Origin of the sequence: Paenibacillus bouchesdurhonensis, from assembly GCF_900155685.1 — a bacterium.
GTDB lineage: Bacteria > Bacillota > Bacilli > Paenibacillales > Paenibacillaceae > Fontibacillus > Fontibacillus bouchesdurhonensis.
In genome coordinates this window covers 478275-499153 of record NZ_LT732547.1, presented here as the reverse complement: position 1 = coordinate 499153, position 20879 = coordinate 478275, and the positions used below count along the sequence as shown (strand labels likewise).

General features: G+C 52.3%; 14 protein-coding genes. 3 read left to right on the top strand and 11 right to left on the bottom strand.

Annotated elements, in window-relative coordinates; translation table 11 throughout:
• Positions 1-35: 35 nt before the first annotated feature.
• The 10 genes from CZ379_RS02035 to CZ379_RS01980 all read right to left on the bottom strand — a co-directional run bounded on the left by CZ379_RS02035 (position 36) and on the right by CZ379_RS01980 (position 13690).
• Positions 36-1097: an ABC transporter ATP-binding protein gene (locus CZ379_RS02035; protein WP_110930079.1), complete on the bottom strand. Its 1062-nt coding sequence runs from the start codon at positions 1095-1097 to the stop codon at positions 36-38.
• Between the two features lie 332 nt (positions 1098-1429).
• A complete protein-coding gene (locus tag CZ379_RS02030; RefSeq protein ID WP_110930078.1) occupies positions 1430-3085 on the bottom strand; it encodes an ABC transporter permease in 1656 nt (551 codons plus the stop codon).
• A 35-nt stretch (positions 3086-3120) separates the two neighbouring features.
• Positions 3121-4194, bottom strand: coding sequence for an ABC transporter substrate-binding protein (locus tag CZ379_RS02025; protein ID WP_110930077.1), 1074 nt, complete (start codon positions 4192-4194; stop codon positions 3121-3123).
• 317 nt (positions 4195-4511) lie between these two features.
• Positions 4512-5777: a PTS ascorbate transporter subunit IIC gene (locus CZ379_RS02020; protein WP_110930076.1), complete on the bottom strand. Its 1266-nt coding sequence runs from the start codon at positions 5775-5777 to the stop codon at positions 4512-4514.
• Positions 5778-5874: 97 nt separating this feature from the next.
• Positions 5875-6168: a PTS sugar transporter subunit IIB gene (locus CZ379_RS02015; RefSeq protein ID WP_199925408.1), complete on the bottom strand. Its 294-nt coding sequence runs from the start codon at positions 6166-6168 to the stop codon at positions 5875-5877.
• Entirely contained in the window at positions 6165-8261 is a 2097-nt protein-coding gene (locus CZ379_RS02010) for a BglG family transcription antiterminator (RefSeq protein ID WP_110930074.1), read from the bottom strand. The genes CZ379_RS02015 and CZ379_RS02010 overlap by 4 nt, the downstream gene beginning before the upstream one ends.
• Positions 8262-8419: 158 nt before the next feature.
• Positions 8420-9601 (bottom strand): hypothetical protein, encoded by a 1182-nt coding sequence (locus tag CZ379_RS25850; protein WP_199925407.1) that lies wholly within the window; start codon positions 9599-9601, stop codon positions 8420-8422.
• A 131-nt stretch (positions 9602-9732) separates the two neighbouring features.
• Entirely contained in the window at positions 9733-10044 is a 312-nt protein-coding gene (locus CZ379_RS01990; RefSeq protein ID WP_110930463.1) for a thioredoxin family protein, read from the bottom strand.
• A gap of 709 nt (positions 10045-10753) precedes the next feature.
• Positions 10754-12700 (bottom strand): beta-N-acetylhexosaminidase, encoded by a 1947-nt coding sequence (locus tag CZ379_RS01985; protein ID WP_110930070.1) that lies wholly within the window; start codon positions 12698-12700, stop codon positions 10754-10756.
• A gap of 129 nt (positions 12701-12829) precedes the next feature.
• On the bottom strand, positions 12830-13690 hold the full coding sequence (locus tag CZ379_RS01980; protein WP_110930069.1) for an AraC family transcriptional regulator: 861 nt from the start codon (positions 13688-13690) through the stop codon (positions 12830-12832).
• A 145-nt stretch (positions 13691-13835) separates the two neighbouring features.
• Between CZ379_RS01980 and CZ379_RS01975 the strand changes: the two genes are divergently transcribed.
• From CZ379_RS01975 to CZ379_RS01965, 3 genes are all read left to right on the top strand, one after another.
• Entirely contained in the window at positions 13836-14894 is a 1059-nt protein-coding gene (locus CZ379_RS01975) for a Gfo/Idh/MocA family protein (RefSeq protein ID WP_110930068.1), read from the top strand.
• 270 nt (positions 14895-15164) lie between these two features.
• A complete protein-coding gene (locus CZ379_RS01970; protein WP_110930067.1) occupies positions 15165-16043 on the top strand; it encodes a sugar phosphate isomerase/epimerase family protein in 879 nt (292 codons plus the stop codon).
• Positions 16044-16168: 125 nt separating this feature from the next.
• Positions 16169-17029: a sugar phosphate isomerase/epimerase family protein gene (locus tag CZ379_RS01965; RefSeq protein ID WP_110930066.1), complete on the top strand. Its 861-nt coding sequence runs from the start codon at positions 16169-16171 to the stop codon at positions 17027-17029.
• A gap of 976 nt (positions 17030-18005) precedes the next feature.
• On the opposite strand, the gene CZ379_RS01960 is transcribed toward CZ379_RS01965, so the two are convergent.
• Positions 18006-20831: an alpha-mannosidase gene (locus CZ379_RS01960; protein WP_110930065.1), complete on the bottom strand. Its 2826-nt coding sequence runs from the start codon at positions 20829-20831 to the stop codon at positions 18006-18008.
• Positions 20832-20879: the final 48 nt, after the last annotated feature.

Genomic DNA, 20879 nt, shown 5'->3' with positions numbered 1-20879 from the left:
GGCATGATGTCAACGATTCTAGATGCAGGCTGAAGTTAAATTACATGAAGGGCATCCTCCGCAAACTGCAGCGATACAGAAGTGCCGACCGAATAGACCTTCTCCTGAATCGGGTTATGCTCGGTAATCTGGAACAGCTGGCCGTCGAACAATACTTCGTATTCCTGTGTTTGCCCCATGAACACGCTTTTCTTCACGACACCCTGATGCTGGGTGCCTTTCGCCAAAGAGACAGCTTCGGGGCGAATCACTACGATCACACGGTCACCTGTTTTGTATCCGTCACGGCGAACCCGCAGTACACCGGAAGTTGTCTCTACGAGCAAACGGCCGTCTTCCGAACCTTTGACCGTGCCTTCCAAAAAGTTGGCAGTTCCGATGAAATCGGCGACGAACCTCGTCTTCGGACGCTGGTAAATCTCCATCGGGGTACCGACCTGCTCGATCATTCCTTTATTCATGACGATGACCTTATCGCTCATGCTCATCGCTTCGCTCTGGTCATGCGTTACATATACGGCGGTGATGCCGATCTGCTGCTGAATGCGGCGGATTTCATCTCGCATCACCAGGCGCAGCTTTGCATCGAGGTTGGACAGCGGCTCGTCGAACAGCAGCACCCCCGGCTCCATGACGAGCGCCCGGGCCAACGCGACCCGCTGCTGCTGACCGCCCGACAGCTGGTTCGGCATCCGATCCCGATAATCTTGTAGATTCATTATATCCAAGACGGACTCAACTTTCGAGCTAATTTCCGGCTTGGTCATTTTTTTGATCTTGAGGCCGTAGGCAATGTTGTCGAATACGTTCAGATGCGGGAACAAGGCGTAGGATTGGAACACCATCGTGCAATCCCTCTTGTTCGGCGGAATCTGATCGACCGCTTCGTCCCCGAAGTAAATATGCCCATCGGTAATGTCCTCAAATCCGGCGATCATGCGGAGCGTGGTCGTTTTGCCGCAGCCGGATGGACCGAGGAGAGTGACGAACTCTCCCTGCCCGATCTCCAGGTTGACCCCGGTCACGGCGTAGGATTTCTCGCCTTTATCGTTCATGAAGGCTTTGGATATATTTTTAAGTGTGACTGATTTAGCCATATTTAACATACCTCCTTAAGGATGGTTCCAATCGGCAATGGGAGCGTTAGTCTCGAGAAAAATGCAGAACAGTCAGAGAGCAGCGTTAGGCGAGTGGGCAGTAACTATTGGCTGTATTAGCACTAGAAACTGCCCATCAAATCAATGGCACATTAAGCGCTTCGGCTACTCTAAGCACAACGGCTTCACTAAGCTTCAGCAGCTTTACCAAGCAACAGCAACTTCACTAAAACACCAGTGACTGCACTATGGCAGCGGCTTTACACCCACTCGGCCAACTACACACTCGCCCTCGCCAGCCCGGCCAACCGCTGCTCCTAACCATCCGCACATCAAGCGGACTGCTCTTTGCCGCCCACCCATTTCACAAGCAAGTTTAACAATACTAGCGCCACGATCATGATCAGGATCAGGATCGTACAATAGGCGCTGGCGACGCCGATCCGGCCGGCCTCGACCTGCGCCAGAATCGACGCGGTAATGAGGTTGTACTTGGCCGAGATGAGGAAAATAACGGCGCTCATCGCGGTCATGCTCTTGACGAAGCTGTTCACGAGACCGCTGAAGAAGGCAGACTTGATCAGCGGCAGCACGACGCTCGTGAACACTTTGCCTCCACTGGCTCCCAGATTTGTCGCCGCCTCCTCGATGCTCGGATCGATTTGCTGCAGGGCTGCAACACCGGAGCGAATGCCCACTGGCATGGAGCGCACGACAAACGCGGCAACGATAATGATCCCTGTACCTGTTAGCGCTAGCGGCGCTTTGTTGAAAGCGAGAATATACCCGATCCCGATGACCGTACCCGGTACCGCAATCGACAGCATGCTGATGACTTCCAGCGCTTTTTTACCAAAGAAACGTTTGCGGACAATCAGGAAGGCAATGATCATACCCAGCAAGCCAGCAATCGGCGTTGCGACAATGGCTAGCATCAGCGTATCCTTAACCGCCTTCTGTCCTATCGAGAATACATATTTGTAATGATCCAAAGTCAGGCTGTTGTTGATGCCCCACAGCTTGATGAACGAACCGATCGGTACAAGTGCATAGAACGCGATAACAGCTATCGACATGATCATACAAAATGTGAATAGTCCATATTTAATAGCCCCGGACTCAATCATTCTCCGCTGTCCGGTCGGCTTGCCCGTTACAGTGACATAGCTTTTCTTGCCTACCCAGAAATTTTGCAAAATGTAGACGATAATCGTTACCGTCAGCAATACCATGGCCAATGCGGCACCCGCCTGCAAGTTATAGCTTCCGACGGCCTGCAAATAAATCTCTCTGGCAACGGTGGAGTAGTTCCCCCCGATCGTCATCGGGTTCCCGAAGTCGGCAAGCGATTGGACGAACACGAGCAGGAACGCATTGGCGATGCCCGGTACGGACAGCGGCAGCGTGACGCTAAGGAATGTCTTGAGCCGGCTGGCCCCCATGTTCTGGCTGGCCTCTTCCAGAGAAGGGCTAATGGAACGCAGCAGCCCTGACAGTGTCAGGAATGCAATCGGGAAAAAAGACAGCGTCTGAACGAGAACCAGGCCGTGCAGCCCGTAAATATTCGCATTTTCGAGTCCCAGCAAATTTTTCGTAATCAGCCCCTGCTTCCCGAGAAGCAGCATGGCGGATAGGGCAATGACGAACGGCGGTGAAATGACCGGCAGAATAGCAATGCCGTTAAACAGCTTTTTGAACGGTACTTTTACATAAGCGAACGTATAGGCAAAAACATACGCAATCGCCGTGGACAACGTCGCCGTCAGGACGGCCAGCACCAGGGAATTGACCAGGGCCTGGAATAATCCTCCCCCGGACAGCACCCGCTGATATCCTTGTAAGCCAACTTCGCCGGTAGACCCGACGAAGCTGGACTTTGCGATTTGGAATAAGGGATAGACGATAAATACGAGTAAGCAGAGCATGACCAACACGATGAGAATCGGCAGGAGCGGCTCGCGCTTGAATCTCTTGAACATGGCGCTCATTCAAGCTCTCTCCTCTCTGAATATCAAACTGATAGTTATTTCTTTACCTCGACACTCCATTTGTCGATCAAGCGTTGACGCTCTTTACCGGCTTCAACGACGTCGTAGTCGATCGTGTTAATATCCGACAGCTTGACGGCTTTCTCCGGACCTACCGCATCTGGATTCGTCAGGTTCTGGTAGCTGCCTACGGTTTTGCCGACCTCTTGGCCTGCCGGAGACAGTGCCCAGTCTACAAACTTCTGCGCAAGCTCTTCGTTTTTCGTATTTTTGACAATCCCGATCGCGCCTGTCTCGTAGCCTGTCCCGTCTTCAGGAATCGTCAACTCCAGACTGTCGAAGCCTTCCTCCTGATACTTGATCACGTCATGCGCGAACAGAACACCTACGCCAGCTTCACCCATACCAACCATTCGTCCTGGAGCGGAGCCGCTGGTCGTATATTGCTGGATTTGCGGATGCAGCTCGCTGAGATACTCGAAGCCCTTCTCTTCGCTGCCCATAACCTTTAGTACCGTGTACATCGCTGTGTAGGCTGTACCGGAGGAAGCTGGGTCTGCCATAACGATTTCGCCTTTAAACGCCGGGTTAAGCAGATCTTCCCATGTCTTTGGAGCTTCCAAGCCTTTTTTCGCCAAAAACTCCTTATTGGAAGCAAAGCCGAGCGCCCCCACATAGATGCCCGTCCAGTTGCCGTCCGGATCTTTATACTTCGCGTCGACCTTCTCAGCGATTGGCGATATATACGGCTGCAGCAGTCCTTCCGCCGTCGCTTGGACGAATGTGTCCGCTGGCCCGCCGTACCACACGTCGGCTTGCGGATTGCCTTGCTCCGCCCGAACCTTCGCGAGAATTTCGCCTCCAGACATCCGGATCATGCTGGCCTCGATGCCTGTATCTTCCGTGAACTTTTTGATCGCGGCTACCGCGTGGTCTTCCTGGAATCCGACATACACCGTCAGCTTGCCTTGCGGCTTCGCCGGAGCAGCATCCCCGCCTCCGTTATTCGCAGGTGCGGCACTGTTGCCGCCCGTAGATCCGCAGCCCGTGAACAGCAGCGCAGCCATCGTTAATGCGGTAACGGAGCTCATCCATTTTTTCATCCCCATAATTGTAAATCCCCCTTTGTTGTTTATGGCTTAATTATATTGGTTGCGCTTACAATACTGTGAGTCCAAGTCTCTGCCACTTCTTCCGGCAAAAAAATAGACAGCAAAAAAGCCTGCCCCCACCTCGCTAGGAGATGGAGTCAGACTTCCTGCTGACCGCCCATGATCTGTCTGAATCTGAGTATGCGCCTATGCCATTGCATTGCTACTGCTGATGCTGTTACGGCTATTGCTGCACCGTTGATGTTGCTACAGTTAACTGCTACTGCTGTACCGCAATAAGGTTACCACTGTACTGCCAAACCTGCCTGCTGTCGTCACCTGAACCAGCTGAACAGCTCATGCACGAGCACCCCGATGACCGAGAAATCGCTGTCGGCAAAAGTCGCGCGCAAATAGCCCAGATTCGACAACAACGGAATCAGCACAGTCGGCAGCATCGTAATCGCAAACCCGTGGATTAACGACGATACGACCAGCGCCTTGCGCCCGCCGATTTTATATGCAATGACGCCCGCAGCCCCACCGGAGAAGAAATGCGGGATCACCCCCGGAATTATCACGGTATACTGCACCTGCAGCAGCGCGACCATCGCCGCCAGTCCTCCGGTGAAGCTGAGCAGGAATCCAATCATCGCCGCGAACGGCGAGAACCTGAACAGCACCGGACAATCGAGTGCAGGAATCGCTCCCGGCACGATCCGGTCGGCAATCCCTTTGAAGGCGGGTACGATTTCGGACAGCAGCATGCGAACCCCCGCCAAAATGACGTAGCAGCCCCCCGCAAACCAGGTCGCCTGGATCAAGGATACGACCAAAATATGCCTGCCCGAGAACATTTCCTCGATCCCTCCGGGAGAGATGAACAGTCCCGAGAACAGAAACAGCACGAAGGTAAACACCGTAATGACGACCATATGATCCTGGAAAAAAGAGCGCAGCTTTTGCAGCCCCTTCGACTCCGGCGGCTCTGGCCCTTTTTTGAACCAGGAAGCGACGAACCCGCTCAGCACATAGCCGACGCTGTTGAAGTGCCCCAAGGCAAAGTCATCGTTCCCCGTAACTCGCCGAACATACGGCTGCGTGATCAGCGGAGCAAAGGACATGCTCAAAGCCAGCACGATTCCTCCGCCCACCATAACTTGCCATAATGGCATCGACATCGACACCAGCACCCCCGCCAGCAGCGAAGCCATAAACAGCATATGGTGCCCGGTTAGGAAAATATATTTGATCCGTGTAAAACGAGCGATCATCAGGTGGACGATCATACCAGCCAGCATAATGAGCGCTATTTCCTCGCCGTAATTGATTTGCGCCAGCGCGGTAATCGTTTCATTATGGGGAATGATGCCGATAATTTGGAAGCCCTTCTGGATGACCGCCGATAAGTTGGAAAGAGAAGACCCGGCTGCGTTTGCCCCGATTTGCAATAATGTGTATCCGAGCATCGTTTTGATCGTGCCGTGGATCAGCCTTTGGAACGGCTGCTTCTGCAGCAGCAATCCGACGAACGCGATTAACCCAAGCAGCAGGGCAGGTTCCCCGAGCAGCCCTTTGCTGATCATTTGCGTTGCGTTCATGGGCAACCCCCGCTTTTGTCATATTTGTCTTTGTCTATATAGGAAGTCAAAAAAACATCTTTTAATCACGAAGCTTTTTTCCTATAAATTATAATGCCTACATGGCCAGCCACTGCTTGAACGTCTCGCTGTCCAGCAGCCTCGATTTCAAGTACTGGCGATCCGTAATATCGTCCAGCCCGACCACCTCGACGTCCTTGGCAAGCTGCAGCGATTCCATAACATAATTGGAGCCGATGATCAGATCGGCATCGAAGGTGTCGACCGACGAAATATCCGTATGCTCGACCCACGCCTTCAGTCCCCACTCCTTCAGGAGCGCCTCCACGTTCAACCGGATCATCAGGCTGGTGCCGAGCCCGCTGTTGCAAGCTACAATGATCTTTTTCATAAGCCCTCCTTCTCCCGCAGCCTTTGCCATATCGCCCGGGCATCCTGCGCATGCCGCAATTCCGCCATGAACGCTTCATCGTTCAGCGCATCCAGCAGCGTTCCCAGCGCGGCAACATGCCGCTCCTTATCCACCGCCGCCAGCGTGATCATCAGCCAGACCGGCTGCCCGGACGGCCCGAACGCCAGCTCCTCGTGAAAGGTCATCACACTGAAGCCCGTGCGCTTCACGCACTCCGGCATGTACACGTGGGGAAAAGCCACACCCGCACGGATGATGAACGGATGCTTATTGGAACGAATAATCTCGATCAGCTTGTCCGCATACTTGGCGTCCGAGACGCCGCGATCCATAAGCAGCCGGTTCCCCAAGCGCACCGCATCCTCCCACGGCATCGCCTCGGCTCCAAGCATAATCGATTCCGGTGCCAGCAGTGCGGTCAGCCCATAATCCTCTTCCTGCTGCTCACCCGGCTGGCTTCCGCCCTGGAATAAATGCAGCAGCTCCTCTAGCAGTCGGTTCCGGTTATGGATATGCGCGTTCCGCTCCACCACCTGAAAAATATCGTTCACCGCCTGCACCGCCGCCGCAGCCGCGGCCGATTCCCCCGAAGGCGAAACGCCGAGGAAGCTCGCGATCTGCTTCTGATCCTGCTGATCCAGCAGCGGCGACACTTTGATCCAGGGCACCTGCAGAGCATGGCTGATCTCCATCGTGCTAATAACCGCATCTGCTGTCGGTAAAGTGATCTCCGTCGATTCTTTGTACGAATAAGTGCCTACGATGTCAACCTGCGGAAAAATCGCCGCCACCCGCCGCTTCAGCATCGCCGAAGTGCCGAGTCCCGAGCCGCATACGATCGCCACGCGCTTGCGCACAGGAGGCTTCGGCGGAATTAACCCGCTGCCGATATGGAACATGATGTAGCCAACCTCGTCCCGATCGAATACGACCGACCATGGCTCCATCACCTCATTGACGATCCGCTCCAGCAAATTAAGCAGCGAACCGTACTGCGCCTCAAGCTGCTCCATGAGCGGGTTCTTGGACTGCAGTCCAAACTTCGCCCGGTAAATCGCCGGCTTCAAATGGATGACCAAGCCCTGCACGATCTGGTCGATCATTTGCAGTGGACGGCCCAGCTCCTGCTCGGTGCGCAAAATAATCTGCTTGGCGAGATCAGCGATGATCAGCTCCTCCGCCGGCAAGCTCTGTTTCTGCGCGCCCAGAATATGCTGCGTGATGTATCCGATCTCCGAGGCAGGCAGTGTCACCCCGAAATGCTGCTCGATCTGCGGCACAATTTCGACTTTAACGAGCTCATATACTTCATGGCCCTGCAGTTCGGACAGCGACCCTTGATCCATCTCAATCGCATGTGTGCCCTTCAGCCGCTCCATCGCCATCAGCAGGTGCAGAATCAGTGTGGAGTAGCCAGCGTCCGTGAACTGCACGCCCATCTTCTCTTCTAGCCGCTGGATCGTATCGAACAGCATCGCCGCATCCTCCGTCTGGAACCAGTCCTTCCACGGCGTCATCGGCGAATACGAATCTCCCCGCTGATCAAGGATATACCGCAGCAGCTTGTCATCCGTAATCTCAGAGCGAAGCAGACTCAAATACGCCCTGCGCCTGCGCTTCTCCGATCCCTCAATGTGCAGCTGTCCGCGATCGCGTACGAGAGTCAGCTCCCAGTTCAGAAGCCGCTGCTTGATTTCGTTCAAATCCTGCAGCAGCGTATTTTTGCTGATCCCGAGCTCCTCCATGATCGCCTTCACGGACAGCTTCGTCTCCTGAAGCAGCTGCTTTTGCAGCAGGCTGATCCGTTGCTCGGCGTCCATATAATCCGGCCGCTCGCCCATTTGCACCGCAAGCTGCTCTGATTGGCCGGTATCCAGCCGCAGACGAACGCCGGCAGAACGGTCACGATCCAGGCGGACGCCCCGCTTTCTGAGCCAGTCCTCCAGCTGCAGCAAATCGTTACGCACCGTCCGCAGGGAAATCCCATAATCCTCGGCCAGCTGCTGTAAGGGGATATAGACATCGCTTTCCATCAATTGCTTGACCATGCGCTGTTGTCTGCTTGATATCATAATGTCACCCGAATCGTCATAATTTTGTATGCGCTATCATATTAAGATTATTACACATTTAAAAAGCAAGATATAGAGCATTCATGGAAAAAAAGACGCACACCCTGCCGAGTGCCCGTCTTCATATACGTTTTTTCCCGTCGATTTGGCTTTCGATTTTACTTCGCGGCTCTAGCTTCGATTTCATCCGCCAGCAACCGTTCCTTCCGGGAAATGGCCTCCTCGTTGGATATGCTGCGGTAAATCGCGCTTAAGCGATCCTGATTCTGCTTCACCTCTGCCAAATACGAGATCGCATGCTGCATTGAAGCTGAGTACCGGGCCTTCACCCCGGCGATTTCCTCGGCATATTTCTCATCCGTGTACGGAACGATGGCCAGCTCATAAATATCCAGAATGCTGTCCCCCTCGCGCAGCGGAAAATGCTCGTGCGGTGCCGTACTATCGAAGATCGCTACGCCGAGCGAACGGAACACAAGCATATCAAGACTGTTCGGATCGAAACCACAGTGGTAGAGCTCGGTATCGAACCCGCGCTCGCTTGCTGTAGCGGCGATCTTTTTGAATAACGTCGACTTCCCCGACCCGGGGCGACCCTTCACGAAGATTCGCGTCGGCACGTCCTCCGTCAAATTGAGTATAAAATCAACCGCTCCACGCCAAGTCGCTGCGCCTAGAAAACGGCGTGTCACTGCGCCAGGCTCTTTACCACTTGCGCTTGCGCCTGAACTTGCACTTGCACCTGTTCCTTCGCCTGAACCCGCACCTACGCCTGCGCCTGCGTCTGCCGCCTGCCCCGAGCCCTCTGCGGCAACAAGATACCGATCCGACCAATCGACAGCCAGTTGGTTCATGACGGCGCGATCCAGGGTATCGATGTAGATTTTCTCCCAATCGTCGTGAATGCGCAAAGTGCGCTGAAAGGTTTCGTACGCTTTCGTATAAGCTTCGGCTATATTGTGCTCCAGCCCGGCTATATGCTCCCGATGCTCTGCCAAGCGCTTTCCGTTCGGGTCGCTCCCGAAGTCGATGCGGCGAACCTCAAGGTCTTCCGGAATTCCTTCCTCCGGCCAGGCTCGATCAGCGATCAGGCCAATCCGGGCATCCTCGAGGATAATCCCTTCCAGCAAATCGCTTTGCAGCGGCTGGTGGATCAAATGCAGGTTCCAGTCTTTGCGTCCCCATCCGTTGGCGAGCCGAGCCAGAATTGCGCCGATCTCCTGCGGGTCTCCCTTCAGCACATATACCGCATCCAATTTGTAATAGATAGAATCCACCAGACTGACCAAGCCTTCAGCCGTATTGCCCCGCGCAAAATAGTGACGTTCTCTTCCTGCCATTTCGTTCTGCTCCCTTCCCTATCCTTCGAGATTATAGTGATGCTACACCCTATGCGTAAAATTTCCGCCGTGTGTTTAGCCTATGCCCGAAAAGGGAAGATCATCCATCCATTGATCAAAATAGTCCAAAACTACACCTTAAGCCACTGATGCAGATCCACGACCGAACGAAGGGCATACTCCTTCGCGACTGGTTTGCCATGCTCCAGCAGAACCAGGCACGGTACGCTCGTAATTTGCCAATCGTTCCGCAGCTGCGGTGCGAAGTTGATGTTCAGTTTCGACACAGGTATCGTGCTGGCCGACTGTAGAACGATTCCAAGCATCGTCTCGCCCAGCTTGCATGTTCCGCATAATGGTGTATATAGATATAGAGCCTCCCTGCCGATTCTGGCAATCGAAGCGTCCATAAATTCATTCTCCACAGCTTCACGGATCGTCATTTCGACGCCCACTCCCATCTTAGCCAGCTCATCCAAGTTAAGCCCGTTTTAATTAAGAGAACAACTAGTCTCCCATCCTCATTATAAGGATGCACATTCTAATTAATGGCGCAAATACTATAGCATATTTCAAATTTAGTTCGTTAATAAACAACTGTGGCGCAACTACAAAGTAAAATAAAGGGCTCCCTTTTCCTTCAGAAAGCTATCCGTTTCTTCGGGATCAAATTACTCCCTTACCTGCATCTTCATTCTTAAGTGCACCCTACATAAGCTGCATGTACTAAACTGCCCTACACTAAATGGAATGCATGTAGCTAACTATGCTCTAAAGGAATGTTTCCGAGGATTAGATGGATTGCTGCACCTAAAGTCGAGAATCCATCTCAGGATTGGTCATTCCCCTACTTCTAACGTCATGAAATCCATTTAAATCTACTTTCTTTGCTTTCCCACAGAAACTAACTACTATAAATCCATTTACATAAGTTAAACTATTAAAAATGGCTGTGGAGCAAGTACGTAAAATGTTCCCACGGTTCTACGATCACTGTTGCTTCCAAATTTCTTGGAAGCAACATAAAGCTTCATAAAGTGTAGAAAATCTGCTCGCAAAGACAACCGCAAGCTTATGCCTCGGGAGCGAGGCTGTCCAAAAAGTTATCCTAGAGACCTTGAGGCAACCCGCCCTTTCACTCAACTAAATAATCTACGTCAATCCTGCTGCCGTAACAATTGACTGATACTGCGCATTTACATTTAGCGGTGTTGTCGGCACTCCATTCTGATCAAAAATCAATCGCTCAGCCTCCAGCTCCTCCAGCGCAGCGACACGGCCTTCCACATAATCTATCAGCCGATCTCCCGCCGATTGGATTCGAGCCTTCAAACCGCCATAGCGAATATCGAGTACCTCCCACCCAAACGCCTTATAGGTAAGCATCCACATTTTACGATGACTAAGTCGCAGCTTTTCCAAGCGCGTGTTCAGCTCCGGCAGCTCAGAGTTCACAATATGAATCAACTCATCTTTACGCTGACTGTCGTAGCTTCGCTTGATCCGAACGCCGAGCGTCGATTTTAGCGACAGCACAGCCGCTAAATTTTCATATAATTCAAATAACACATCAAACGGAGTCGGCATTCGTTCCTTGCATTCACGCCATTTCTGTTCGAGATCGGCATAATATCCAGGTAGCATAGCCTCTGCGTCAGGCCCGATATGACCATCGAACAGCCCAACCAGCAAATCCTGCCACAATAAGAACTTGGATGGATTGGCCATCCAGTGATTGCCTTCATCCACACCCGGAATCTCATCCATGTATTTTAACGCAACGAGCGGCTCGAATAAATCCAACCCTGTACAGGCTTTCAGACGTCTAGCCAAATGCTCGTCATCGACTTCATCCCCGTACCCATGCTCTGCAAACAATTGAAGACCGGCCAGAATCACGTAATGATTAGTCTCATTTCCGTTGTCCCCCCAAGCGGTCGAGAACACTTCCTTCAGTCCTTTGTTTTTGGCCGCACGCAGTGCCGGATGGCTTGTCGTCCATGTCTTTCCATAGTTTGGAGCGATTGAATTCCACATATGAATACCGCCCGCAAAAATCGGCAGTGATCCAAACTTCAGGTGCATATCGTAAATTTTCTCATAGCCCGCTTCATTGCCCTTACCATAATCCCAATATACAAACCCAACGCCGTCTGGAATTTTGTCCATATTATCGTCCGAGAAGTCTGCACTTTCATTATATAATTGCCCCTGATTATCGTTCGCCAGCAAGTTGAAATACATGTCGCTCCAGATCATCGGCTGCAGATCGTATTTTTTCGTAATTTCCAACACCTTGCCGACATGCTCATTCATAATCTCAAAACGGTCTTGAAAACCATGCTCTCTCAAGTAACGACCCAGTCCGACCTGGAATGCTTCATCCATTCCGATATGAATCCGCTTCGAACGGAACGTCCGTGCCGCAGTTCCGATCATTTGTTCGATGAACTCATAGGTCTTCGGCTCACCCGGCAGCAGGATATCATTATGATCCTTGATCTGTCCGGCATAGTTCCATTTCAGCGCATGATAAAGATGACCAAGTGTTTGAATGCACGCGATCATCTCAATCCCGAACAAATCGGCGTAGTCGTCACATTCCCGAAGCTCCTCCATCGTATAGCGGCCTCTCATGTACCCAAAGTAAGGCAGCTCTTCAATCTCAAAAGTATCCTCCGTGTACATCATCAGGCCGTTCAAGCCCATAACCGCCATATAGCGAATAAACTGCTTGATCGTGTCCACCGTCATTACCCCATTTCGAGACACATCCAGCATTGTGCCATTGAAATCAAAACGCGGTTGCTCGGTCACTTCAAACTTATCATTATCCTTGGCATGCTGAACGAACAATCCCAAACCACGGAAGAAGTGAATTTTATTCTGATATTGAATTCTTCCCTTCCCACCTTCTCTAGATACGCTTAGCGGGCCTTCTGCTTGGACAACCTCGATAACCACGCTGCTACCAGCGTTAGCACCAACTGCAGACCCAACTCCGCTCCCGTCCATTTGCAGCTCTATCCCCAATATATCTACCAGTTGAGCTACAGCTTGCAGCAGCTCCTCTGATAAGCCTTGAAAAAATAATCTCATCCTGTTACCTCCATCTGACTGACTGTATTGTATTTAATCAAGTAGTGTCACTGAACAGTTTGCGCACTGCAATAATTTCTAATCCGCGCCATATGCCCAATAGAGCCTGCTAGTTCCCCTGCAATATAACTACTGCCCGCCCCTGTTGCGGTAGCTTCTGGGCGATAGGCCTGTAATTCTTTTGAATACCCGGGAAAAATAAAACGTATCTTTATATCCCAAGGCTTCGCCGATCTCCTTCACCGTAAGCTCCGTATTGAGCAGTATATTCCTAGCCTCCGCCACTTTTAGACGGTGAAGAAACTCATTCAGGGGATAGCCTGTATAATCATGGACGATACGCCGGAGCGTAGATACGGATATATGATGCCGCGCCGCCATTTGCGCGGGCTCCTGACGCGTGTGCAAGGACTGCGATAAATCCTCAATCACCTTCAGAACGAATCTCTCCCGACTGTTCGTTTCATGGCGATCCGGCTGGGACACGAGGTCATAAAGGAAGGATTCCAGCATAAGCGCGGCCCGATCCAGATTGGTCGGCACCCCGCTGTCAATCAGCATGAACATCATCTCCATCCGGTGGATGAACGAGTCATCGAAGGCAGCTTTTTTCACCATACATGGATTAGGCAACCAATGCTCGAGCCATTCGGCGATTCTGCTGCCGTCGACGGTGAAGTAATATTCGTCCCAATAGCCATCCGCATGAGGGCCATAATTAAATTCGGCATCGGGAAAAAGACAGAACCAGCTGCCTGCTTCAACCTGCTGCAGTTCCCCGCCATTTACCTGATAATAACCACTTCCGCCTGTAATCATCACAAAGGCCCAATGGTTGAAATTAGCCTCGCGGCGCTGCAGTGTTCTTCCCGGCAAATGACCGGCATTCACCAGGCTGAGCGACCTGATCTTCTGCCTGCTTGCATCCACCATCGGATTAAAAACACGAATCGGACGAGAACTGATCATATAGTCCATGAATTTTGTCATCCTATACATTCTCCCCATAGAGTAACTGTGCTAAATTAGTTGTGAACTGAATCAAATATGAATAAATATAACATATCTGTGCTGAATCGTCCTATCCAAATCAAATAAAATCCGCACAGATTAACGAAAGGATGTAAGCGCACGCATGAGTGAACTGAAAATTGGTCTTATCGGTACCGGATCGATCTCGGAATCCCATTTGCAAGCTTATCAAGCCAACCCGAAAGTCAAACTGATCGCCGTCTGCGATTTAAATGAGGAACGAGTTCGTAATACTGCCGAAAAATACAATATTCCGCACGTGTACACCGATTACCGGGAGCTGCTTGCCAACCCTGAAGTTCAAGCGGTCAGCATCTGCACCTGGAATAATTCCCACGCGGAAATCAGCATCGCGGCACTGCGGGCGGGCAAAAATGTACTCTGCGAAAAACCACTCTGCAAAACCGTAGATGAGGCGCTGCAAATCGAACAGGCCGTGCGCGAAACCGGCAAATTGCTGCAGGTCGGCTATGTACGGCGTCACGCTTCCAACATTGCCGTGCTGAAGAAGTTTATCGACGCAGGCGATCTTGGCGGCATTTATTACGCCAAAGCCAGTCTCATTCGCCGCCTCGGCAACCCCGGCGGATGGTTCGCGGATCGCGAGCGCTCGGGAGGGGGCCCGCTGATCGACATCGGCGTTCATGCCATTGATCTATGCTGGTACCTGATGGGCAAGCCCAAGGTCAAGTCCGTTAGCGGCAACACGTACAACAAGCTCGGCAATCGTTCGAATATTCAAAATTACGAGTTCTACCAAGCCGCCGATTACGATGCATCGCTGAATACGGTCGAGGATATGGCCAATGCCCTTATCCGCTTTGAAAATGGCGCCTCCCTCATGGTCGATGTCAGCTTCTCGCTGCACGCCAAAGATAACTCGGCGCAAATCAATATCTACGGTGACAAGGGCGGCGCCGAAATCGAGCCCGTGTTGTCCATCGTCACGGAACGCCATGACACCATTATTAACATTGATCCGCAAATCAGCACGCCGGGCTTTGATTTTCAGGGAGCCTTTGATCGTGAGATCAATCATTTCGTCGATAGCTGCCTTGGATTGATCGAGACGAACAGCCCGGTAGAGGACGGCGTTGAGATGATCAAAATTTTGAACGCGATTTATCAGTCCGCCGCAGAAGGCCGGGAAATCCACTTCTAGGTCGTCGACTTTTGATCACGAAGTAGTCCGAGGAAGCAGTCCGACATCGAATCTTGCGTTCACCCTTGAAGAGCTTATGCTTTCGAAGTATGTTTCCTTTGGAAACATTTCAGGTGCTCATGTAGGCTTCGGGTTCTCACAACCTAAAGCGTTATGAAAAAACGCACTTCGGAAGGTTAAGCATCGGTGCTAAAAAGTCGACTTTGTTGCTTGTTACGGGCTGGAAGGACGAATTTTTCTCTTGAATGTATTAAAGGAGGCGAAGGAAAGATGAAACTAAACAACAAAATTGGTGTTATTGTAGACAGCTTTGGAGTTGGCGTAACGGAAGGGTTGAAAAAAGCGAAGGAAGTCGGCGCGGAAGGGGTACAAATCTACGCCGTATCCGGCGAAATGGATCCTGCGGTGCTTACACCAGCCAAGCGCAAGGAGCTGCGCAGCTATATCGACGGGCTTGGGCTTGAAATCTCCGCCCTATGCGGTGATCTGGCCGGACATGGGTTCCAGGATGCAGAAGCCAATCCCGAGAAAATCGAAAAGTCTAAGCGTATCCTCGACTTAGCTGTCGAGCTGGGCAGCAACGTTGTAACGACACATATCGGCATCGTCCCGGACGATAAGAATGGCCGTATCTACAATGCCATGCAGGAGGCTTGTGAAGAGCTCGGCGTATACGCGAAGAGCATGAACGCTTATTTCGCCATTGAGACTGGCCCCGAGCCAGCCGCACATTTAAAGAGCTTCCTGGACACGCTGAGCACAAACGGCGTCTCCGTCAATTTTGACCCGGCGAACATGGTCATGGTGACGGGCGATGATCCCGTGGAAGGCGTTAAGCTTCTGAAGGACTACCTTGTCCATACCCATGTCAAAGACGGACGGCGACTGCGCCCGGTTGATCCGAGGGATGTATACGGCTTCCTGGGATACGGCGCTATGGATCACGAGAAAATCGCCGAAATGGCCTCCTCTGGAGCTGCCTTTGAAGAGCTCCCGCTGGGCGAAGGCGTGGTCGACTTCCCGGCTTATTTTGCGGCATTGCAGGAAATTGGCTACAAGGGCTATTTGACGATTGAGCGCGAGGTCGGCGACAACCCGGCGGAGGATATCCGTAAAGCCGTAGAATTCATTCGCGCTTACCGGGGCTAGAGCCAGCCTGACACAAACAAATCAGCATGCGGCAGATAGCTGCCTTGCATCAGGCGCATGTTTTTATTATCTAGTTAGGAACAGAAACTCACCACACCTAAACCTACCGAAAAGGAGTCATCCTTATGAAACTAGGAATCAGCTCTTACAGCTTATATCAAGCGATGCACGCCGGCAGCATGACCATTGGCGGCGTCCTCGAATGGGTGGCGGAAATCGGCGCCAGCCATATCGAGATTGTGCCGAACCTCGGCTTTGACTTTGAGGCGAATCCAGAGTTGGAGGATCAAATCAGGGAGAAAGCTGCTGCCCTCGGCATCGACATTTCCAACTATGCCATCGGCGGCAACTTTATCACGGAGACGGAGGAGCAGTACGAAGCGGAAATCGCCCGGCTCATTCGCGAGGTAGACCGCGTTCATCGCCTGGGTGCCAAGCTGATGCGCCATGACGTCGCTTCCCGCCCGGACACTTCCATTGCCCGTTTCAATGAAGACTTGGACAAAATTGCTGCGGCCTGCCAGCGCATTGCCGATCATGCCAAGCAATTTGATATTACGACGAGCGTGGAGAATCACGGCTACTATGTCCAAGCCAGCGATCGGGTACAAGCGCTTATCCATGCGGTAGACCGCCCGAACTTCAAGACGACGCTCGACGTCGGCAACTTCGTGTGTGTTGACGAAAATCCGGTGGCTGCCGTAAAAAACAACCTGCCGTATGCCTCCATGATCCATATCAAGGATTTTTACATCCGCCCTTCGTACCGCTACCCGGGGGAAGGCTGGTTTAAAAGCACAGGCGGCGACTATCTGCGCGGCGCCATCGCCGGACATGGCGATCTCGATCTATATGAGATTCTGCGTTTGATCAAGGCGTCTGGATACAACGGCTACATGTCCATCGAATATGAGGGCATGGAGGATTGCCGAGCAGCCACGAAAATCGCCTTCGACAACGTAAACCGGATCTGGAACGAAGTCTGACGACAGTCCGCTCTAATCCGGATCTCCATCATTCATTAAAATATTAGCCCCTCTTAGCCAGCAGCGAGCGAAGACATCTGTACATTGCCTAGCGATCACCGATGTGCTTCCACTGCTTGTAAAGAGGGGCTTTATTTTATTCCTTAGATCATTGCTTAACTATTAGAAAGCTCCTGAAATAACGTGCTTAACTAAGCCCAGCCCGGGGATTAACGGGAATACCAGCTCAATACCGAAATCGGTGCCTGATCAGAAGAGTAGATGCGAGATTGTAAAGACAAGTGCGTAATAGTGGGCGAAAAAACTAATGGTTGCGAGCGGCGCTAAAGTAATCTATTGGTTGCCAGCGATGCTACAAAAGCCTAATAGTTGTAAGCAACGCTAGAAAAGTCTAATGGTTGTTAGCGATGCCACAAAAATCTAATGGTTGCCAACGGCGCTAGAAAAGTCTAATGGTTGCGAACGGCGCTATTTGGGTAAAAATGAGGTTTGCAAAATGTAACGGTTGCCAGCCTGGCTATTTCCCGTTTTTTCGTAGGCAGGGGGGCTGTTTCGTCTAAATAAGAGCGCATACAACCGTTAGATAAGAAACCTCCGTTTTTTAGGTCGATTAAGCACAATGACAACCGTTAGCTTAGCACTGTTCCAGGCAGGCCACTCGTCCGAGGCTATCCCGTTGGTCAAGCACCGGTTTCTAGGCTAAGCCGGAAATCCTCCAGCTAATCTCTTGTTATTCGCAAGCAGATGTTTTATATCGACATAATAGTAGCAGCCTGATTCCATCCCAGCCTTCGCGCATGTACTTATCCGCATAGTGTCCCTACCACTAGACAAATGAGGGTAACAATCCACTTCGCTTGTTGTCGACCCATTTTATTAACTGCATTTCGAAAGTCAATTTCCGCACCAAAGCAAAAAGACTGCCTCCGAGCCTATTGGCGTTGGAGACAGTCTTTGGAAGGAAGCTGGTCGCGACTTATCGCCGAAGACCCAAGGTCACAATCTCGCTTGGCTGCACCAGCAGGGATAATCCGCCTGCGGCATTGCCGAAAATTGGCTCCTGCGGCTCTTCCAGAATCGTCGTTTTATAGAAATACTTCTGATTCATGTCCGAGGTCAACGTGAGCTCTGCCGCCTGATTGCTCATATTATACCAACGCAGCAGCAGATCTCCCGTCTCCTCATTCATTTTCAATGAAGAGAAGGCCAGCTCTGGGCTCTCCCACTGAAACGGTGTATAGTCTGATGCAATAACTCCCTCATGCACCCCGGTCTGGCATACCGTCCACGGAATCTGGAACTGGTAGGCTTCCGCATAAGCACCAGACGTCATGCCGTCTCCGGAATGCGGGATCAGCATCATGTGCGCCGTATGCTCCCCAAGGCACTGCGCTTCTGGCGTCGGGAACAAGCCCCAGTCGCCAAGCTCGCCCACGCTGCGCAGCAATGTGATCGCAATCGTATTGCGCCCGTCGCGCAGCACCTCGTATTCATTCAAGCCGAGGTTAGCCACGGTTAAGCCTGCTCCAGCCGCCTCGTCGCTCAAATCCACGAACGCCTGCTGATGCTGCGTGTTGCTTGGATTGACCCATTCCGGCGCTGGCTCATTGTCCCGTACCGGGACTTCGAACATCGAATCCGCATGATGCACGGAAGCCGACAGATCCGTCGGGAACAAAGCCCGTACCCGATGATCTTTGGCCTTGTTATCGATGGTCGTCTCGATATGAACCCCTCTGCCGCCCCGCTCCAGAGCCAAGATCGTCCGCAGCTTCAAACTTACAGTCTCCCGGCTGCGCTGAGCTTTACGTTCCGGATAGTACACGAGTGCACGCTGCTCCTCATCGAGCTTGGCATCCGCCGAAGCCGGAATCTCCCAATCATGCAAAATCTCTAAGGATGCGCGGTAGGAGGTATCCTCCAGTATAGAAATACTAGCCTGAAGCCCCTTCGTCGTCAGCGCTGCCTCACCCTCCGGCTGCTTGTACATATACTCGTTCCCGATATCTCCCGTGTTCTCATATATGCCAAGATCGCGGTAGACGCGGCCAGTCGCCTTGTCTGTCAGCGAGAACGAACCATCGGCAGCAACCTCGACCTGAAGCAATTCGTTCTCCATCATACGTTCGCCGCGCAGCAGCGAGGAGCCGACGTTTGAAATTGCAGCGCCTGAACCGGAAACTGCAGTGCCTAAACAGGAAGCAGCAGCGTCCGAACCAGAGCCGGCTGCACCTGCACTAGAAGCTGCAGCCTCGGTACGGCGTACCCAGGCATACGCACGCAGCCCAAGCGCAGGCACCTGCTCCGCCAGGAACGTCAGCTTCACCCGGCGGCACATATACGGCTGACGGAACTTGTCGTCCGGCAGATCATAGCCGAACAGCAAGCCGAGATCCTCTACCGTCACATCGAGCGTATTTCCTTGATCGTCTACAAGCACGCGGCCGGAGAGGTCGACCTCTTTCATGCGGCGAGCCGTCTCCTCAAGCGTAAAGCCTTCCCGTAAATACAGACGGGCTGCGTCCAGCTCGACACTAATCGTGCCGGAACGCTTCCAGCCTGTCGTGTTCATCGCTACAAGCGGCAGCGCATCCTCGCCAAAGGAAGCGAAGACAGATGTATCCACCGCTGAAGCGATCGCCTGCTTACTATCGTCGATGATCGACTCCGCGACATGGCGGCTCTTATCAAAGCGCGTCACCATTTCGCGGTGAACCTCATCTACGCTGCAGCCGCAAATGCTATCATGCGGATGGTTCTGCATCAGCGTCTTCCAGGCATAGGTAAACAAGTGATGCGGATAGTCCTGGCCGAGCACCTGAGCAAACGATGCCAACGGTTCCGCAACCTTTTCCAGCAGCGCCTGCCCTTTCTGGTTCATCTGCTTCAAATAGACGCGAGCCGACGCCGTATTGACGAGCGTGCCCCAGCCGTCCGTACGCTGGCTGCGAAGCTCGCCTTTTACGGTCGACAGACTGTCGTTATCCATTGCCTGCTCCACCGCCTGCAAGTAGTCCGGAAAATTCGAATGAACGAATTCCGTATCCGGGTACAGCCTCCGCGCTGTTTCGATCGCCTCCGGCAAATCCAGCTGCACTGGCTGGTGATCGCAGCCGTTCATGAACAGCAGTTCGCTCGTCGAGGCGTATTTCTCCGCATCCGCCAGCTTGCGATCCCAGAACGCTCTTGCTTCTGCTTCGTCCACCGGAACTTCATTCCCGTTCGAGTACCAGTTCGCAAATAGAATGCCGAGCACCTTGGAGCCGTCCGGTCCCTCCCAGATCAGCTCCGAGAAGGAGGACTCATAACCCGCATCCGATACCGTATTGTTGAACCCGGTCGGCTTCACGCCGCGTCCGAAGAACACGTTCGTAATCCCGGACTGCTGCATAAGCTGCGGAGTCTGTCCCACCAGCCCGAACGTATCCGGGAAGTAGCCAATTTTGGCGACCTCTCCGTAACGCTTGGCATCCTGATGCCCGATTTGCATGTTCCGCACATTGGCTTCCCCGCTCGTCAGAAAGGCATCCTGCAATATATACCAGGGGCCGATTAGCAAGCGTCCGTCGGTAATATGCCGCTGCAGCCGCTCCTGATTTTCCGGGCGAACCTGAAGGTAGTCCTCCAGGATAATCGTCTGTCCATCGAGATAAAAGCTGCGGAATTCGCTATCTCCGTCCAGCTTGTCCAGCAAAGCATCGATAAGCTGCACCAGCCTTACATGATGCTTCTCATAAGGCAAATACCATTCCCGATCCCAGTGGGTATGGGAAATGATGTGCGCTGTTTTTGTTTTTTCCATGTCTCGATTACCTGCCTTCTTTAACGATTTATATCAACAACCAAATTC

Bases quoted from the DNA above. Each gene is read 5' to 3' on its own strand.
- CZ379_RS02035 (WP_110930079.1), bottom strand. From the start codon at position 1,097: ATGGCTAAATCAGTCACACTTAAAAATATATCCAAAGCCTTCATGAAC.
- CZ379_RS02030 (WP_110930078.1), bottom strand. From the start codon at position 3,085: ATGAGCGCCATGTTCAAGAGATTCAAGCGCGAGCCGCTCCTGCCGATT.
- CZ379_RS02025 (WP_110930077.1), bottom strand. From the start codon at position 4,194: ATGGGGATGAAAAAATGGATGAGCTCCGTTACCGCATTAACGATGGCT.
- CZ379_RS02020 (WP_110930076.1), bottom strand. From the start codon at position 5,777: ATGAACGCAACGCAAATGATCAGCAAAGGGCTGCTCGGGGAACCTGCC.
- CZ379_RS02015 (WP_199925408.1), bottom strand. From the start codon at position 6,168: ATGAAAAAGATCATTGTAGCTTGCAACAGCGGGCTCGGCACCAGCCTG.
- CZ379_RS02010 (WP_110930074.1), bottom strand. From the start codon at position 8,261: ATGATATCAAGCAGACAACAGCGCATGGTCAAGCAATTGATGGAAAGC.
- CZ379_RS25850 (WP_199925407.1), bottom strand. From the start codon at position 9,601: ATGGCAGGAAGAGAACGTCACTATTTTGCGCGGGGCAATACGGCTGAA.
- CZ379_RS01990 (WP_110930463.1), bottom strand. From the start codon at position 10,044: ATGACGATCCGTGAAGCTGTGGAGAATGAATTTATGGACGCTTCGATT.
- CZ379_RS01985 (WP_110930070.1), bottom strand. From the start codon at position 12,700: ATGAGATTATTTTTTCAAGGCTTATCAGAGGAGCTGCTGCAAGCTGTA.
- CZ379_RS01980 (WP_110930069.1), bottom strand. From the start codon at position 13,690: ATGACAAAATTCATGGACTATATGATCAGTTCTCGTCCGATTCGTGTT.
- CZ379_RS01975 (WP_110930068.1), top strand. From the start codon at position 13,836: ATGAGTGAACTGAAAATTGGTCTTATCGGTACCGGATCGATCTCGGAA.
- CZ379_RS01970 (WP_110930067.1), top strand. From the start codon at position 15,165: ATGAAACTAAACAACAAAATTGGTGTTATTGTAGACAGCTTTGGAGTT.
- CZ379_RS01965 (WP_110930066.1), top strand. From the start codon at position 16,169: ATGAAACTAGGAATCAGCTCTTACAGCTTATATCAAGCGATGCACGCC.
- CZ379_RS01960 (WP_110930065.1), bottom strand. From the start codon at position 20,831: ATGGAAAAAACAAAAACAGCGCACATCATTTCCCATACCCACTGGGAT.